Origin of the sequence: Streptomyces sp. NPDC007808 (assembly GCF_042868655.1) — a bacterium.
Lineage (GTDB): Bacteria > Actinomycetota > Actinomycetes > Streptomycetales > Streptomycetaceae > Streptomyces.
In genome coordinates this window covers 1,017,527-1,035,496 of sequence record NZ_JBIAEQ010000001.1, presented here as the reverse complement: position 1 = coordinate 1,035,496, position 17,970 = coordinate 1,017,527, and the positions used below count along the sequence as shown (strand labels likewise).

Here is a 17,970-nt window from a genome sequence, read left to right as displayed (position 1 = left end):
GTGCGCATACGGGTTACTGATCGGTACGGTATCCGGCCGTGGCGACCTCCGTCACCGGCGTTCCCCCAGGAAGTCGAGGATGTGGCCGAACACGTCCAGGGCCGCTCCCCTGCCGAGGAACGTGTCGAGGTGGCCGTAGCCGGGGATCTCGGTGTATCGGACGTCCAGTTGGGGTTGGCGGCGGGCGAGGACGTCGTGGCAGAGCTTCTGGGAGTCGAGCCACAGGCCGTTCTCGCTGCCCGCGAGGAGCAGGACCGGGGTGTCGATACGGGCCGCCGCGTCCAGGGCGTTCTGCGGGAGGGCCCGGTAGCGCCGGTCGGTGTCGTGCCAGCGCACCACGGTGCGGGCCAGTTCGATGCGGCGCAGGTGCGGCAGGATCCACAGCGGGGCGGGGCCGAGGAGTTCGGCGAGGCGGTCGTGGGTGGTCTCGGTCAGGTGCTCGTGGACGAAGAGGGAGGCTCCGGTCCCCCAGGCCGAATTGTGCAGGATCTGGCAGGTGGGGTCCGGGCAGGTCGCCTTGCGGGAGGCCAGGGCGAACAGCGGGGTGTACCTGGACCACAGGCCGACCTTGCGGATGTCGACCGGGATGTGGTCGATGCGGGACTTCAGCAGTTCGCCCGCCAGGGTCATCCGCAGGGAGGTGCGCCCGGCGAGTCGCGGGGTCAGGAACACGCCCTGGGACACCACGCCGGCCAGACCGGGGACCAGGCCCGCCGTCATGCTCAGGGAGAGGGCGAGGGAGCCCATGCAGTGGGCGACCACGAACAGGGGGCGGTCGCCGATGCGCTCGCGGATGTGGCGGACGGCTCCGGGGATGTCGTGCAGGGCGACGTCGTCGTAGGTGTAGCGGCGGCCCGTCTCGTTGTACGGAAGTCGGCAGCTGCCGCGCCAGTCGAGCAGCCAGGGTTCGTACCCGTCGTCCAGCAGCACGTCGACCAGGTTGCGGGTCTCGGGCAGCAGGAACATGTCGGCGGACGCGGTGTGTCCGTGCAGGAGCAGGACGGCGGGGCGGTCGTCGTCGCCGGTGGCGATGCGGGTCAGGCCGAGGCGTACGCCGTCGGGGGCGTGGAACGGGATCTCCTCGACCGTCGCCGGGTCGAGGCGGTGGTGCAGCGGGCGCAGAGCCGTGGTGGTCCTGACCCTGCGCAGGGTCGGCCGGGTGGTCGCGGGGTTCGTCGTGCGGAAGATCATCGGCGGGACTCCGTGGGGGTCGGGGTGCGGCGCAGGTCGAGGAGGTCCGCGGCGGCCCGGGCGAAGGGGCCGAGCAGGCCGCGGCCCATCTCCAGGCCGAACCAGGCGAGCCAGGTCAGCTTCGCGGCGCGCTTCTCCTGGCCGGTCAGCCGCGGGTCGACCTTGATGCCGTCGATCTGGTCGCGCACGTAGGAGTCGGCGGGGACGACGACCTCACCGGCCAGGGTCGCCGGTTCGCCTTCCCTGCCCAGTTCCACGGTCAGGGCGCGGGTCTGGCGCCAGACGTCGCGGCGGGCGCGGGCGTACTTGTGGCCCTCCAGCCACCAGCGGCCGCCGTCGCGGTCGGTCAGCTCGAGGCGGTAGCGCAGCAGCGGGTGGCGCAGGCCGTGCTGGTGCGGGATGCCCTCCTCGGGGCGGATCCAGATGTCGCCGCGCTCCACGGTCAGCGGCTCGGGGTGCAGGGCGGGACAGGTGAGTTCGCCGCGGACGTCGACGCGGCGGTCCGTGACCAGCTGGTGCATGCTCGCGATGGAGAGGGTGAGGGACATCGAGCAGGGCGTGGCGGGAGCGCCGGGAGCCGGGTCGGCGCCGACGGGACCGACGCTGCCTTCGGTGGTCTCGGCGAACCACAGGTAGGGCTGGTCCTCCTTGTCCGGGAGGCGGGCGAGACCGTCCTGGGCGAGGCGTTCGAACGTCTTCAGCTGGGCGCGGGCGTCGTAGCGGGAGGCCGGCGGCAGGCCGAGGGCCTCGACCAGGGCGGTGGTGCGGTCGGACGTGGCGGCCGGGCCCGTGAGGGTCGCCTCGCAGAGTTTCAGCGCGGTGGGGCTGTGCAACACGCGGGTGAGGAAGGCGAGTTCGGGGACCGGGTCGGCCTGGAGGCGGGCCAGGGTGTCGGCACGCCACTCGTCCCAGTCCTGCACGCGCACATGCATCCCGCCGAGGGCCATGTCCTGTACGACGTCGTCGAGGGTGTTGGGGACGCCGGTGAGGTTGTAGTCGAAGCCCCAGGCGTCCGGTTCGCAGACGGCGGCGACCGCGACGCGGCTGACCCAGTCGACGGGGGCGGCGTTGAGGTGGCGGAACGCGGGGACGGTACGGAACCGGCCGAAGGCGGAGATGAGGCCGCTGCTGAGGTCCTGGGGGTTGTAGGCGCCGGTTCTGGTGTGGCCGCCGATGCCGCCGGGGCGCAGGGCCGTGACGACCAGGCCGTGGTCGCGGGCGCGGCGCAGGGCCACCTCGGCTGCCCACTTGGTCTGGTCGTAGCCGGCGACGAGGCGGTCGACGTGGGCGAGCGGGTCGTCCTCGCCCATGGAGGGGATGCCGACCTCGTTGAAGACGGCGATGGAGGAGATGTGGTGCAGCGGCTTGGGGCGGCCGGTCGCGGCGAGTTCGGCGAGGGTGAGGGCGCCGAGGACGTTGCCGGCCCGCAGCGACTGGTATCCGCGCAGGAAGTCCACGGCCGCCGCGACGCCGACGACGCTGTCCAGCTCGTGGGCGAGACGGTGCCAGACGTCCTCGGCCAGGCCCAGGCGCGGGTGGCGGATGTCGCCGGGAAGCACGGTGATGCGGCGGCGGACCTCGGAGGACCACGGCAGCGCATAGCTCTTGAGCGCCTCGCCGAGCCGGGCGACGGCCGCCTCCTCGTCGGCGGCGCGGACCAGGCAGTGGACATGGGCGTCGCTGTGGCGCAGCAGGTCCAGGAGCATGTGACTGCCCAGGAAGCCGGTGGCTCCGGTCAGCAGGACGCGGCGGGGCGGCAGGGGTTCGGGCGAGGCGATGAAGGGGAGGCGGTCGGCGAGGGCCAGGTCGGCGAGGATCTGGGCGAGGTCTTCGGGGCGGGCCACGGAGTGCGCGGCCACGGCGGCGGCGGCCGGAGTGGTCGGCTGGGCGGAGGTCGGGGAGCTGGCGGGGGCGGTGGCAGCTCCCGGGGCCGGCCGTGTGGTGGGCGCGGTCGGAACCGCCGCAACCGACGCGGCAGCCGGGCCGACCACCGCGGACGGAACCGAGGCGGCTCCCGGAACGCTGGTCCCCGAGGGAGCCTGCCGTGCCCCGGGCGCAGCCGACACCGCCGCAACCGACGCGGCAGCCGGGCCGACCACCGCGGACGGAACCGACGAGACACCCGGGGCTCCGGTCCCCGGCGGGGCCGGTCGGTCGACCGGGGCGCTGCTCGCGTGCGGAGCGGGTGTCGGGGGTGCGACTGCCGTGACCCGAGCGCTCGCCAGCCCTCGCCTGGCCAGGTTGACCGGCCTGGCGTCGGCGAACACCTCGTCCAGGTCGATCTCCATGCCCAGGTCGTCCTCAAGGGCCGCGAGCAGTTCCACCGCGCCGACGGAGGTGCCGCCGGCGTCGAAGAAGTCGGCGTCGGGCGCCAACTGCCCTGACGGGACGTACCGGGACGCCACCTCGGCGACGGCGGCGGCGAGTGCGTCCACGTCGTCCGACGCAGGCAGGACGGCGGGCCCGGCGGACGCGGGCGTGCTGGATCCGGTCCCCTCGGCGGGGGCCGAGAGCGCGCACTCCGGCCGCGTGGACGGCGGCTCCGCCGATCCCGTCACCTTGGCCAGCAGGTCGGTCACGGTCAGGCCGCCACCGCCCCGCTCTATCGCCTCGGCGATCGCCCGCTGGTCCGCGGCCGCTGCCACGTTGTCGTTCATCTCACGCATGAGAGCCCTTCACGGTGTTGCCCTGCCCCTTCGTCGATGCCGTCCGGACGGTCCCCGGCGGCGCCCATGGCCTCATGGCCGCCGCCAGGAACGGAACATCCGAAGCTGCTCCGGCGTGACCACGGCCTCCAGCCGGTCGTCGTCCTGGTCGCCGCCACCCAGTGCCGCCAGCAGGCGGCGGGCCGGAGCGTTGCGCGGGGTGCGTTCCGCCGTGAGGCGGACCTTCGCGCAGTCGAGTTCCTCGGCGCGGTCGGCCAGCCAGCCGAGGAGGCGTTCCTCGACGCCTCGGCCGAGCGCCCGGCAGCTCATCAGCCAGGCCCGCACGTCGATCCGGTCGCCCTCCCGGCACAGGGCGAGCAGGCCGATCTGGCCGTAGTCGCCGAACCGGTCGCGGGCCGCGGCCGTCCAGACCTCCCCGCCTTCCCGCCACCGGGTGACGTCGCCGCCGTCGGCGGAGCGGGCGCGGAGGGTGAACTGGTTGGTGCGGCGGACGAGTTGCTCCGCCCGTTCGACATCGGCATCGGACAGCGGCCGGATGTCGACCTCCAGTTCCAACTGGTCCAGGAACTCCTCGAAACCGGCCTGCTCACGGATCGCGTCCCGCTCCCGCTCCTGCTCGTAGAACCGTGCGCGCAGCGCGTCCTCGGCAGTGGTCGCCGCGGGGACCAGCGGCCACAACCGGTCCAGGAAGTCGGGCAGTTCGAGCGCGGGCGGGCAGGTCACCGAGAGCACCTGCGGCAGTGCGGCGCGCATCCTGGCGATCTCGGCCGGGTTGTCGTCGAGGAACAGGAAGCTGTCCAGGCCGAGGCCGAGCGTGCGCGCCGCCTCCGCCAGGCGGTCCGGTTTGGGGCCCCAGGCCGCGGAGAGCACGCTGAAGTGCTCCGCCTTCAACGGGCTGTCCGGGCGCTCCAGCACGGCCCGGACCGTGTCCTCGTCGTTGTTGCTGACCAGCATCAACAGCGCGCCCGCCGCCCGCCACCGCAGCAGTCTGCCGGCGAGCAGGGCCCGCGGGCCGGTCGGGTCGACGGCCTCGGGGCCGCTCTCACCGGCCACGCCGCCCCACAGGGTCTCGTCACCGTCGACCGCGATCACCTTCGGCGCGGGCCGCAGCACCGATCGGACGACCTCGGCGAGGCGCAGCGCCACGGCCGCCTGGAAGTGCGGGGTGAACGGGAGGTGGGCCAGGCGTTCGGTCCGCGCGTCGAACCGGTCCGCCACGGCGTGGTGGCGGGTCCATTCGTCGGGGCCGAGGACGGCGATGCCGGGTGTGTCGGCCAGGTCGGCGGCGACCTGCTGTTCCCATCGCTCGAAGCGGTCCTCGGGCTGCGCAGTGGGCAGGAAGCCGACGATCAGCGGAGTGCGGGTGCGTTCGGCCACGGCGCGCAGGGCGGCCGGGTAGGAGGTGCGCAGTTCGGCGAGCAGCGCGTCCTCGACCGGGCCGAAGCGTTGCAGATCCGCCGCCCGCAGCAGGACGACGCCCACCGTCGTGGCCCGGTCGGCGAACACGCCGGACGGGTCGCGCAGGCTCGCGAGCACGTGGTGGTAGGGGGCCTCGGCAACCGTCGTCCGGCTGCCGTCCCCGGCGGACTCGTCGACCGCCGTCCCGCACATCCGGGGCAGGTTGCCGAGGGCGAAAGTCGCCGCGAGGGCGAGGGAGCGGGTCGGCACGGCGGTCGGGTCCGTCTCCGCGTCCTCGGCCGTCGTCGGCTCGGTGGCCTCGGCCGCCTTCGGATCCGTGACCCCGGCCGCCTTCGGATCCGTGACCCCGGCCGTCGCCGGCTCCGCGAACTCGGCCGCCACCGGCTCCATAACCCCGGCCGCCGTCGGATCCGCGACCGCGGCCGCCGCCGGATCCGCGACCTCGGCCGCCACCGGCTCCCTGACCCCGGCCGCCGTCGGATCCGCGACCTCGGCCGCCACCGGCTCCGTACGGACCGGTCCCGTCGGGTCGTCCGCCGTCCGGGCGAGCAGGCCGAGCAGTTCCTCGCCCAGCCCTGCGACCGTCTCGGCGTCCAGGATGTCGAGGTTGTGGTCGAGGCGGATCCGGCCCGCGTCCGGCGTCATGGTGATCATCAGGTCGAGGTCGGAGTAGCCCGTACCGGCCGGGAGCACCTCCAGCCGGGACAGCCGCCCCGCGGCTCGGACATAGTTGAAGTAGACCTCCACCAGCGGTGCGTTCGCCCGGTGCAGCCCCTCCCGGGCCAACGCGGGCAGCACGTCGGAGAACATGGCGCCCTTCGTCAGGATCCTCTCCAGACGCCCGTCGGTGCGGCGCAGCACCTCGTCGATCCGCTCCCCCGCGTTCGCCTCGGCGGGGAAGGGCACCGGCACGCCGAAGAAGCCCACCGCGTCGTAGGCGTCGGCGTGGATGCGGGTGTCCACGGGCACGGCCAGGACGAAGCGTTCACGCTCGCGCTTCCTGGCCAGCAGGACGGTCAGGGTGCCGAGGCAGAACGCGGCGGGTGTCACGGCGAGGCGGCTCGCCGCGGCCGAGACGCGGTCCATGAGTCCGTCGGGGATCGCGACGGTGACGCTGCCCGCGCGGTACGAACGGGTCTGCGGGCGGGGCCGGCTCAGGGTCAGGTCGAGCCGCTCACTGCCCTGGAAGGCCGCTCGCCAGTGGCTCGCCCCGGCCGGGCCGTCGGCTTCCCCGGCGGCCTGATCACCGCCCTGCTGGGCCTGGATCAGCAGGGCGATGTCCCGGTTGTCGACCGTGTCGTCGAGGGTGGCACCCGACAGCTCGGCGTCGATCTCGCCGGCCACGAGCAGCAGCGACTGCAGATCGCTGACGACGTGGTGGGCGCCGTAGACCAGGATCTGGCCGCGCCCGCCGCCGTCCAGCAGCTCAAAACGCCACAGCGGCGCGGTCGCCAGGTCGAACGGCGGCTCAAGCAGCTCGCGCAGCCGGTGGGCGGCGTCGAAACCGGCGTCGTCGGCCACGGCCGTCCAGCGCAGCGGCGGTTCGGGCAGTTCGCGCTCCACCCTCAGTCGGCGGCCGCCCTCGTCGGTGACGACGGCGGTGCGCAGGGCGGCGTGACGTGCCCCGAGGCGGGTGAGGATGCCGGTGAGCGTCTCCCGGGTGGTCGGCGTGGTCAGACGTACGGCCAGGCCGACGGCGTGGGCGGCCCCGGGCATGCCGGGCGGGGCGCTGCGCAGGAGCCGTACGACGTCGCGGGTGGCGGGGTGCAGTTCGGTGGCCGGTACGTCAGGGGCGTCGTGCGGTTCGTCCGGCCGGGTGGTCCGCCGTTCGGGCAGCGCCGCGGCGAGGCTCTGGGCGAGGCCGCGGACGTCGGCGGCGGAGAAGACGGTCGCGGCGGGCAGTTCGACGCCGAGTTCGCGGGCGAAGGCGTTGCGCAACCGCACCAGCATCAGGGAGTCGAGGCCGAGTTCCTTCAGCGCCGTGGTCGCCGAGACCTGGACGGCGCCGCCGGAGACCTCACCGACGCGGGCGCGTACGTATGCCTGAAGTCGTACGGTCCGCTCGGTGTCGGTCGTCGCCGCGAACACCTTCGCGACGAGGTCGTCCGTGCCGGGCGTGCCCGTGGGGGCGGTGACCAGCTCGGCCAGGATCGGGCGGGTGCGGGCCGCGTCCGGGTCGAGGGACAGCAGTTCCCGGTCGAGGGCCAGGGGGGCGAGCTGACGGCGGGCGGTGGGCCAGACGCGGTCGAGGAGTTCGCCGCCGTCCTGGGCGGAGAAGGCGACCAGCCCGGAGCGGGCCGTCTGGGTCTCGCGGGTGCCGGACTCGGCCACCATGCCGACTCCCGACCAGGCGCCCCAGTCCAGGCTCAGGGCCCGGCGGTCGTCGTGGGAGAGGTGGTGGGCCCAGGCGTCGAGGAAGGCGTTCGCCGCCGAGTACGGGCTCTGCCCGGCCGAGCCGAGCAGACCGGCCGCCGACGCGAACAGCACGAAGTCCCGTGCCTCCGGTATCAGTTCGGTGAGCAGTGCGGTGCCGAGGACCTTGGGGGCGAGGACGCGCAGGACGCGCTCGTCCGTCAGATTGGCGATCGTGGCGTCGTCGAGGACACCCGCCGCGTGGACGACTGAGGCGATCGGGCCGAGTGTGCGGCGTACGGCGTCCAGGGCTGCGGTGAGAGCGGCGCGGTCGGCGACGTCCGCGCGGGCCACGGCCACGGTCACGCCTCGTTCTTCGAGCCCCCGGATCCACTCCTGGGCGTCCGCGGTGGGCGCGCTCCGGCTCATCAGGGCGAGTCGGCGTGCGCCTCGGCGGACCAGCCGCTCGGCGACGACCCGCCCGAGTCCGCCCAGGCCGCCGGTGATCAGGTACCCGCCGTCCTCGGCGATCGCGCCGTGACCGCCGTCGTCGGGGCGGGTCCGGGTCAGTCTGGGCACCAGCCGGCCGGTGCCGCGCAGGGCGACGAGCCGTTCGTCGTCGGCGTGCCGCAGCTGGGTCCACAGGGCGTCGCCGCCGTCCGTGGGCGGCAGGTCGACGAGGGTGGTCCGCAGTTCCGGGTGCTCCTGCGCCAGGGCGAGGCCGAAGCCCCAGGCCAGCGCCTGCTGAGGACGAGTCACCTGGCCGCTGTCGCCCGCTGCCTGGCTGCCCCGGACGACGACGAAGAGGCGAGGTGCGCGACCGTGGGTCCGGTCCGCGAGGGCATGCACGAGGTGCAGGGTGCTCAGGCAGCACAACCGGGCCGCCTCCTCGGCGGTGCCGGCGTCCTCGATCGCGGGCGCGTCGAGCGCGGACAACTGCACGATCCGCTCGGGCGGTTCGTTGGCGAAGGCCTCGTCGAGGAGACGGGTCAGATGCCTCGGATCGGCCGGGTCGAGGACGTAGCGGCCGGCGCCCTCGGCGGCGAACTCCTCGCCCCGGCGGGCGACCACGCAGGGCACCTCGGTGCCCAGCCGCTCGACGAGGTCCGATGCCGTGCCCGATTCGTCGGCCAGGATCAGCCAGCCGCCTTGCGTGGGCGGCTCGGCGGCGGCCGGCCGGGGCCGCCAGCGGGTCTCGAACAGGGCGCCGTCCAGGGGTGAGAGCGCGGCCAGCCGCAACTCGTGCGCCTCCAGCAGCAGTCGGTCGGTCTCGTCGTACAGGCGAAGGTCGTAGGTGACCGTGTCGCCCGAGACGGACCGCAGTTCACAGGTCGCCCACGCGGGCGTGGTGCGCAGTCCGGTGTGGTGGAGGCGTGCTACGCCGACGGGGACGAACGCCCGTCCCTGGGGTGCGTCTTCGGGCAGTGCGGCCGTGTGGAAGGCGGCGTCGAGGACGGCCGGGTGCAGCAGGTGGCCGGCGGCGGGCCTGTCGGTCAGTCGCGCGAGGCTCGCCGAGCGGGTGCGCCGGCCCGAGTTCAGGCCCCGGAAGGCGGGGCCGTAGTCGATGCCCAGGGCGCCGAGGGCGGCGTAGACCGCCGGCAGGTCCGCCGGCTGCGTGCACCGTGCGCGCAGGTCGGCGAGCGCCTCGCCCGAGTCGGTGGCGGATGCGGCCGGTGTGACGGCGATGCGTCCGCTGACGTGGTGCTCCCAGCGCGTGCGGGGTCCGCGGCCGACGGGCGCCGAGGCGATGGTGAAGTCCCGGACGCCGTCGACGGCGGGCCGCAGGATCAGTTGCAGCAGGGTCGGCCGGGACTCCTCCAGGCGCAGCGGCTGCAGGAACGTGACGTCGGTGAGCCGTACGTCGCCGGAGTCCCGCACGGTCGTCGCGGCCTCCAGCGCCATGGTGAGGAAGGCGGCGCCCGGCAGCCATGTCTCACCGGTGACCCGGTGGTCGCTCAGATACGCGAAGCGGCTGTCGCGCAGGTCCACCTCGCTCTGGAAGAGGTGCCGGTCGGTCTCGTCGCTGGCCTCCACGTGGGTCCCGAGCAGGGGTGAAGTGCCGGCCGCCACCGCCGGGGCGGGCGCGAGCCAGTGCCGTTCGCGGTCGAAGGCGTAGGTCGGCAGGTCGACGCGGCGGCCCGTCGGGAACAGCGTCGGCCAGTGAGGCGTGTGGCCAGCCGTGTACAACGCGCCCAGCGCGCGCAGGAGTACGTCCCGTCCGCCGTGCTGCCGACGCAGCGTGCCGACGCTCACCGCGTCGACGCCGGCCTCGGCCGCGACCGCCTCGATGGCCGAGCCGAGCGAGGGGTGGGGGCTCAGCTCGACGAAGTAGCGGTGACCGTCGTCCAGCATGCGGCGGATGGTGTCCGCGAAGCGGACCGGCTCGCTGAGGTTGGCGTACCAGTAGGCGGGGTCCAGGCGGTCCGCGGCGACGGGTCGGGCGAGCACCGTCGAGTACAGCGGGGTGTCGGCGCCTGCGGCCGGGGTGGCCGGGAGGCGGCCGATCAGCTCCTCTCGCAGCGGTGCCATCAGCGGGGTGTGCGAGGCGAAGGGGGTCGACAGCGGCCGGGCCTCGATCCCTTGCGCGTCGAGGCTTCGGCGGAACTCGGCCAGGGCGTCACCGTCGCCGGAGACGGCCGTGGAGTGGGGGCTGTTGACGGCGGCCACGAACAGCCGGCCGGTGTAGGGCGCGAGCAGTTCCTCCACGCGGGGGTGCGGCAGGTCCAGGGACAGCATGCCGCCCTTGCCCGCGACGGGTGCGACGGTCCCGGCGCGGCCGGTCACCACCGCGACGGCGTCGTCCAGGGTGAGGGCGCCCGCGCTGTACGCGGCGGCGATCTCGCCCAGGCTGTGGCCGACGACGGCGTCCGGACCGACGCCGAGCGAGCGCCAGGCGGCCGTCAGTGCCGCGTTCACCGCGAACAGCGCGGGCTGCAGGTACTCGGTGCGTTCCAGCGGGGAGAACTCCTCGGGCGCCCGCAGCGCGTTGAGCACGGACCAGCCGGCGTGCCGTCGCACCGCCTCGTCGATCCGGGTCAGCTCCTCGCTGAACGCCGGCGAATCGGCCATCAGGTCCAGGCCCATGCCCGGCCACTGCCCACCGTGTCCGGCGTAGACGAAGGCGACCTTGCCGGTCTGCTCCTCCCGCGGCGGTGCCGGTGTGATCCGTCCGTCGGCCAACTCGGCGAGGACGGCACGCAGTTCCTCACGGTCTTCGGTCACGACCGCCGCGCGGTGTTCGAAGTGACCGCGGTGGCGGGCGAGGGTGTGGGCGACGTCCGGCAGCGGGGCGGCGTCGGCGGCGAGGTGGCGGGCGAGGGCCGCGGCCTGTCCGCGCAGGGCGGCATCGCTGCGGGCCGAGAGCACGAACAGCCGCTTCGCGCACGGAGCTGCGACATCGGACGCCTCGCCCGTGGGCCCGTTCTTGGGCGCCGGGGCCTCCTCCACGATCACATGGGCGTTGGTGCCGCTGATCCCGAAGGCGCTCACGCCCGCTCGCCGCACCCGCTGCGCCGACGCGGGCCAGGGCACCTCCTCCCGCAGCAGGGTCAGTCCGCTGCCGGCCCAGTCGACATGGCGGCTGGGTGTGTCGGCGTGCAGCGTGCGCGGCAGGGTGTGGTGGCGCAGCGACTGCACGACCTTGATCAGGCCGAGCACTCCGGAAGCGGCCTGGGTGTGGCCGACGTTGGACTTCAGCGAGCCGAGATGGAGCGGGCGACCCGGCGGACGTGTGGTGCCGAAGACCTCCGCGAGGGCGTTCGCCTCGATCGGGTCGCCGAGGGTGGTGCCCGTGCCGTGGGCCTCGACGTGGTCGATGTCGGCGGCGCGCAGGCCGGACTGTTCGAGCGCGCGCCGGATCACCCGCTCCTGCGCGGGACCGTTCGGCGCCGACAGGCCCTGGCTGCGGCCGTCCTGGTTGACGGCGGTGCCGCGCAGTACGGCGAGGACCGGGTCCCCGTCGCGTCTGGCGTCGCTCAGGCGTTTCAGTACGACCATGCCGGCGCCCTCCGCCCAGATGGCGCCGTCGGCGGTGTCCGAGAAGGAGCGGCAGCGGCCCGTCGGCGACAGGCCGCGCAGTCGGCTGAACTCGACGAAGGTCTGCGGTGTGACCATCAGGGTGACTCCGCCCGCGAGCGCGAGGTCGCACTCGCCCGCACGCAGCGCCTGTGCCGCCAGGTGGACGGCCACCAGTGACGAGGAGCACGCGGTGTCCACCGTGAGGGCGGGGCCGTTCAGCCCGAGCGTGTAGGCGAGCCGGCCGGAGGCCACGCTCAGGGCGGAGCCGGTGCCCACGTAGCCGTCCAGCTGGTCGAGCCGGGTGCCGGAGAGGTAGTCGCTGCCGAACATGCCGACGTACACCCCGGTGGTGCTGCCGACCAGGTCGGCGGGGACGATCCCGGCGCGCTCCAGCGACTCCCAGGCCGTCTCCAGCAGCAGGCGCTGCTGCGGGTCCATGGCCGCGGCCTCCTTCGGGGTGATGCCGAAGAAGCCCGGGTCGAAGGAGTCGATGTCGTCGAGGAAGCCGCCCTCGCGGGCGTAGGACTTGCCGGGGACGTCCGGGTCGGGGTCGTACAGCGACTCCACGTCCCACCGGCCCGCCGGGAACGGCCCCACCTCGTCCCGGCCCTGGGCCACCAGACGCCACAGGCCCTGCGGGTCGGTGACCCCGCCCGGCAGGCGGCAGGCCATGGAGACCAGGGCGATCGGCTCACCGGAGGCGATCGCGGGTGCCGGTGCCGCCCGTCGGTCCGTCCGGGTCGAGAGGGCCGGCGCCCCGGTCAGCAGGTACTCGGTGAGGCGGGCCGGGGTGGGGTGGTCGAAGAGCAGGGTGGCGGGGAGCTTGGTGCCGACGCGGGCGCTGATGCGGTTGCGCAGGTCGACGGCGGTCACCGAGTCCATGCCGAGGTCGCGCAGCGGCTGGTCGGGGCGGACGGACCGGGCTGAGCGCAGGCCGAGGGCGTGGGACGCCTCCTCGCTGACCAGGGCGAGGACGCGTGCGGCGCGTTCGGACTCCGGGAGGCGGGCCAGGCGGTCCGCCAGGGTGCGTGCGCCCGCCCGGTCGGTGCGGGGCGTGGGGAGCAGGGAGCGCCACAGGCCGTCCGTCGGTGCGGCGGAGCGCAGCCGGGGCAGGTCGAGGGCCCAGGCGACCGCGTGCGCCATGTCGCGCCGCAGGGCCAGCTCGGTGAGTTCGCGGCCCTGGTCCGGGGTGAGGGCGCGGTGGCCGAGGCGGGCCATCCGCTCCAGGTCGGCGTGCTCGGCGGCCAGCCCCTCCCCCGCCCAGGCGCCGAAGGAGATCGAGACCCCGGGCAGACCCGAGGCCCGTCGGTGGTGCGCGAGTTGGTCGAGGAAGGCGTTGGCGGCGGCGTAGTTGGCCTGACCGGGGCTCCCGGCCACGCCCGCCGCGGAGGAGACCAGCAGGAAGAGGTCGAGCGGCAGGTCGGCGGTGAGCCGGTGCAAGTGGGCGGCGCCGTCGACCTTGGGACGCAGCACCTGTGCGAGGCGCTCGGGGGTCAGCTCGGCCAGCACGCCGTCGGCGAGGACGCCGGCGCAGTGGACCACTCCGCGCAGGGGCGCCTCGCCACCGCAACGGTTCAGTACGTCGGCCACGGCCGTCGCGTCGGCGACGTCGCACGCGGCGATCTCGACCTCGGCGCCGAGCGCGGTCAGTTCGGCGGTGACCGCGGCCGCGCGGGGGTCGCGATCGCCCTGACGGGAGGTCAGCAGCAGGCGGTGGGCGCCGTTCTCGGCGAGCAGGCGGGCGATGTGGCTGCCCACCGCGCCGAGTCCGCCGGTGATCAGTACCGTGCCCGCGGTGGGGACGCGGACGGAACGCTCGGCGTCCGACGCGCGGGCGCGTACCAGACGCGGTGCGGACAACTCGCCTGCTCGCAGGGCGAGTTCGGGCTCATCGGGGTGGGCGACGGCCGAGAGCGGCGACGGTTCGCCCTCATCGATGTCGAGCAGGGTGAGCCCCAGATCCGGGTGCTCCGCGCGGGCGCTGCGGGCCAGGCCCCACAGCACCGACTGGGCGTACCCGGGGACCGCGTCGCCGGCCGCGGCGGCGATCGCCCCGCGCGTCACCCAGATGGTGCGCGAGGGTGCTTCGTCGGGTGGCAGGGCGACCAGGGCCTGGAGTTCGGCGAGTGCCGTGGCGGCCAGGTCGTGGGCTGCCGTCGCCGGTGCGGTGTCGGCCGGCGGACGGGGCCAGAGGCGTACGACGGTGTCGGCGCCCTCGTCGGTGACCGGGACGCCCGCCGCGCGCAGGTCGCGCAGGGCGGCGGCGACGGCCGGGTCCGCGGGGTCGCCGTGCACCGCCCACGCCGTTGCGGGTGTCTCGGCCGGCTTGTCCGGCAGGGTGGTCCACGCCACCTCGTACAGGTGCCGGGCGTTCTCCGACCGGTTCAGATCGGCGGGGCTCACCGCCCGCAGGCGGACCCCCTCCAGGCGGCCCGCCGGGAAGCCGTCGTCGTCCCAGAGGCCGATGTCCAGGGTGAGGTCGGTGTCGGAGCCGCCCGTGCGGTGCACGGACGCGGTCAGGTCCGTCGCGCCGCCGGGCGGCAGGACGCAGCGGGCCACCGCGACCGGGAGCAGCACCCGCCGGTCGGAGGCGTCGAGGGCGGCGGCCACCTGCAGGGCGGCGTCCAGCAGCGCCGGGTGCACCGGATAGGCGTCGGCGGTGTCACGGGCGACCGGCGGCAGTGAGAGGCGGGCCAGCAGGGTCTCGTCGCGGGTCGCGACGGCCTGCCGTACGCCCCGGAACGCGGGGCCGTAGCCGAGGCCGAGTGCGGTGAGCCGCTCGTAGGTGTCCTCGCTCCAGGCCGGTTCGCCGGTCTCGGGCCACGTCGGTGGGGCGTCGGCCGAGTCGGTGGCGGGTCCGGCGGCGGACGCGGTGGCGTGCAGGGTCCAGTCCGCCGGGTCCTGGCCGCGCGGCCGGCTGTGGACCGTGATCTCCGGTGCGGTCCCGGCGGTGGTCACCTCGACGGACACCTCGACGGTGCCGGTGTCGGGCAGGGTGAGCGGGGCGAGCAGGAGCAGGTCGGTGACGTCGGCGGGGGCGTCCGGGCGGGCCACCGCGAGGGCGGCTCGGCACAGTTCCATCAGGGTCGTGCCCGAGACCACGGTCCGGCCGAAGACGGTGTGGTCGGGCAGCCAGTCGGCGGTGGCCGGGGACCACTCGTCGCGGAAGGTCCAGCGGGTCGCGTCCGCCGACCGGAGCTGGACGCCCAGCAACGGGTGGGCGGCGCGGTCGAGGAGGCCGGGGGCGGTGGCCGAGGCGGCGGGTTCGGTCCAGTGGCGCTGGTCGTCCCACGCGTACGTCGGCAGGTCGGCGGGGCCGGTGTGCGGGACCAGGCGGCGCCAGTCGAGGCGTCGTCCGTGGACGTGGAGTTCGGCTGCGGCGCGGTCCAGGCAGGCGGGCCCGTCCTCGTCGCGGCGCAGCGATCCGACGGCGACGAGGTCCTCGTCGACGGTGTGCAGGGCGGTGAGCAGTGACGGGTGCGGGCCGAGTTCGACGAAGCAGCGGTAGCCGTCGGCCACCATGCGTTCGACGGTGGCCGAGAAACGGACGGGTTCGCGCAGGTTGGTGTACCAGTAGTCGGCTTCGAGTTCACCGGTGACGGGCTCGCCCGTGACCGTGGAGTACCAGGTCACGGACGTCGGGCAGGTGGTGATGCCGTCGAGTTCGTCGAGGACGGTGGCGCGGACCGGTTCGACCTGGGCGCTGTGCGAGGCGTAGTCGACGTCGAGCCGGCGGACGAAGACGTGTTGCCGTTCGAGGTCGGCGAGCAGGGCCTGCACGGCGTCCACGGCCCCGGCGACGACGGTCGAGCGGCCGCTGTTGACGGCGGCCACGCCGATCTCGCCGTCGAGGCCGGCGAGTCGGTCCTCGACGTCGGCGTGCGGCAGGCCGACGACGGCCATCGCGCCGGTGCCGGAGAGCTCGGTCAGGGCCTGGCTGCGCAGGGCGACCACAGCCGCCGCGTCGTTGAGGCCGAGCGCCCCGGCGACGCAGGCCGCGGCCACCTCGCCCTGGCTGTGTCCGACGACCGCGTCCGGCCGGACGCCCCGGGCCCGCCACACGGCGGCGAGCGACACCATCACCGCGAAGAGCACCGGCTGGACGACGTCGACGCGGTCCAGGGCAGGGGCTCCTTCGTCGCCGCGCAGGACGGAGGCAACCGACCAGCCGGTGAAGGGGCGCAGGGCGGCGTCGCAGCGGTCCAGTTCGTCGGCGAACACCGGATCGCGGTCGAGCAGATCCTGCGCCATGCCGGTCCACTGCGCCCCCTGGCCGGGGAAGACGAACGCCAGCTTGCCGGTCCGAACGGCCTGTTGCGGGCCGGTGATCCCGGCCGCGTCGGGCTCGGCCTCGGCCAGGGCCCGCAGTGCGGTGAGCAGTTCGTCGCGGTCACCGGCCTGCAAGACGGCCCGGTGCTCGAAGTGGGTGCGGTGGTGGGCCAGGGTGGCCGCCACGGCGGGGAGCGCCGACTCGGGCTGTCCGGTGAGGCTGTCGCGCAGGCGGCCGGCCTGTCGACGCAGCGCGGGGAGGGTGCGGGCGGAGAGCGGGAAGAGGGTGGGGCCGGGGAGGGTGCCGGGGGCCGAGGGCTGTTCCTCGGGGGCTTCCTCCAGGACCACGTGGGCGTTGGTGCCGCTGATGCCGAACGCGCTCACGCCGGCGCGGCGTACCCGTTCGGGGTCGCGGGGCCACGCCTGGGCCTCGCGCAGGAGGCGCAGACCGGCGTGCGCCCAGTCGATGTGTTCGGTCGGGGAGTCGGCGTGCAGGGACGCCGGTATCCGTTCGTGGTGGAGGGCCAGTACGGTCTTGATCACGCCGGCGATGCCCGCGGCGGCCTGGGTGTGGCCGATGTTGGACTTCAGGGAGCCGATCCCGAGGGGGCGGTCGGCCGGGCGGTCGGGTCCGAAGACGGCGGACAGGGCACGGCCTTCGATGGGGTCGCCCAGCCGGGTGCCGGTGCCGTGGGCCTCGACGTGGTCCAGGTCGTGCGGCCGGAGCCCGGCCGCGTCGAGGGCCGCGCGCACCACCCGTTCCTGGGCGGGCCCGTTGGGGGCGCTCAGGCCCTGGCTGCGGCCGTCCTGGTTGATCGCCGAGCCCTTGACGACCGCGAGGATCCGGTCGCCGTCGCGACGCGCGTCCGCGAGCCGCTTGAGCAGCAGCACGCCGCAGCCCTCGGCCCACACCACTCCGTCGGCGTCCGCCGAGAAGGGGCTGCACCGCCCGGACGGCGAAAGCCCGCGCAGCCTGCTGAACTCGACGTGCCCGCGCGGGGTCACCAGCAGGCTCGCGCCGCCCGCCAGCGCGAGGTCGCACTCACCGGCAGCCAGGGCCCGTGCCGCCAGGTGGAGGGCGACCAGGGACGACGAGCAGGCGGTGTCGACGGTGACGGCGGGGCCTTGGAGGCCGAGGGTGTAGGCGATACGGCCGGAGGCCACGCTGCCGGCCGATCCGGTGCCGACGTGCCCGTCGAGCTGGTCCAGGGACGCGGCGGCCAGGTATCCGCTGTCGTACAGGCCGATGTAGACGCCCGTGGGGCTGCCGTCGAGCGTGTCCGGGACGATGCCGGCCCGTTCGACGGCCTCCCAGGCGGTCTGCAGCAGCAGCCGTTGCTGGGGGTCCATGGCCGCCGCCTCGCGTGGCGAGATCCCGAAGAAGCCGGCGTCGAAGCGGTCGATGCCGCAGAGGTAGCCGCCGCGCACAGAGTACGCCTTCCCGGTCGCGTCGGGGTCGGCATCGAGCAGCGCTCGGGTGTCCCAACGCCCCTGCGGGACGTCGGAGATGACGTCCTCCCCGGCGGCGAGCAGCCGCCAGAGCGCCTCGGGGGTGTCGGCCCCGCCGGGGAAGCGGCAGGCCATGGAGATGATCGCGATGTCGTCGGCGGCCCGCAGGGCCGGGTCCCTGGTGGCGGCAGGCGCCGGCGGGGCGCCTGCGGGGGTGTCGTCGAACACCGCCTGCGCGAGTGCGGCGACGGTGGGGTGGTCGAAGACGACGGACGGGTCCAGGGCACGACCGGTCAGCGCCGACAGTTCGGCGGCCAGCGTCACCAACTGCCGTGAGCCGAGCCCGAGTTCGGCGATCGGCCGGTGCGGGTCCACCGCCAGCGGGTCGAGCCCCGCCGCCTGGGCCACGGCCGGTTCCAGCCAGGCCCGCACCTCCTGCGGTGTCGTCAGCGAGGGGCCGGGGGACTGCTTCGGGGACTCGTGCGCAGGCATCTAGACAGGTGTCCTCGTGAAGGTGGAGAAGGAGAGGGCGGCGGCCGTACGGCAGGCAGGGCGCACGCGCCGTACGGCCGCCGCGGGCGACGCGCCACGGCGGAGTGCGACGGTG

General features: G+C 74.8%; 3 protein-coding genes. All 3 read right to left on the bottom strand.

The features are described 5' to 3' along the window. Positions 1-51 precede the first annotated feature (51 nt). Positions 52-1,191 carry an alpha/beta hydrolase gene (locus ACFYNL_RS04485; RefSeq protein ID WP_388796246.1) on the bottom strand — a complete coding sequence of 380 codons (1,140 nt, stop codon included), beginning with the start codon at positions 1,189-1,191 and terminating at the stop codon, positions 52-54. Beyond that, a complete protein-coding gene (locus ACFYNL_RS04480) occupies positions 1,188-3,857 on the bottom strand; it encodes a thioester reductase domain-containing protein (protein WP_388796243.1) in 2,670 nt (889 codons plus the stop codon). The genes ACFYNL_RS04485 and ACFYNL_RS04480 overlap by 4 nt, the downstream gene beginning before the upstream one ends. A 72-nt stretch (positions 3,858-3,929) precedes the next feature. Continuing rightward, positions 3,930-17,855: an SDR family NAD(P)-dependent oxidoreductase gene (locus tag ACFYNL_RS04475; protein WP_388796240.1), complete on the bottom strand. Its 13,926-nt coding sequence runs from the start codon at positions 17,853-17,855 to the stop codon at positions 3,930-3,932. Between the last annotated feature and the right edge of the window lie 115 nt (positions 17,856-17,970).

Excerpts from the sequence above, each read along its gene's own strand:
- ACFYNL_RS04485 (WP_388796246.1), bottom strand. The coding sequence starts at position 1,191 with ATGATCTTCCGCACGACGAACCCCGCGACCACCCGGCCGACCCTGCGC.
- ACFYNL_RS04480 (WP_388796243.1), bottom strand. The coding sequence starts at position 3,857 with ATGCGTGAGATGAACGACAACGTGGCAGCGGCCGCGGACCAGCGGGCG.
- ACFYNL_RS04475 (WP_388796240.1), bottom strand. The coding sequence starts at position 17,855 with ATGCCTGCGCACGAGTCCCCGAAGCAGTCCCCCGGCCCCTCGCTGACG.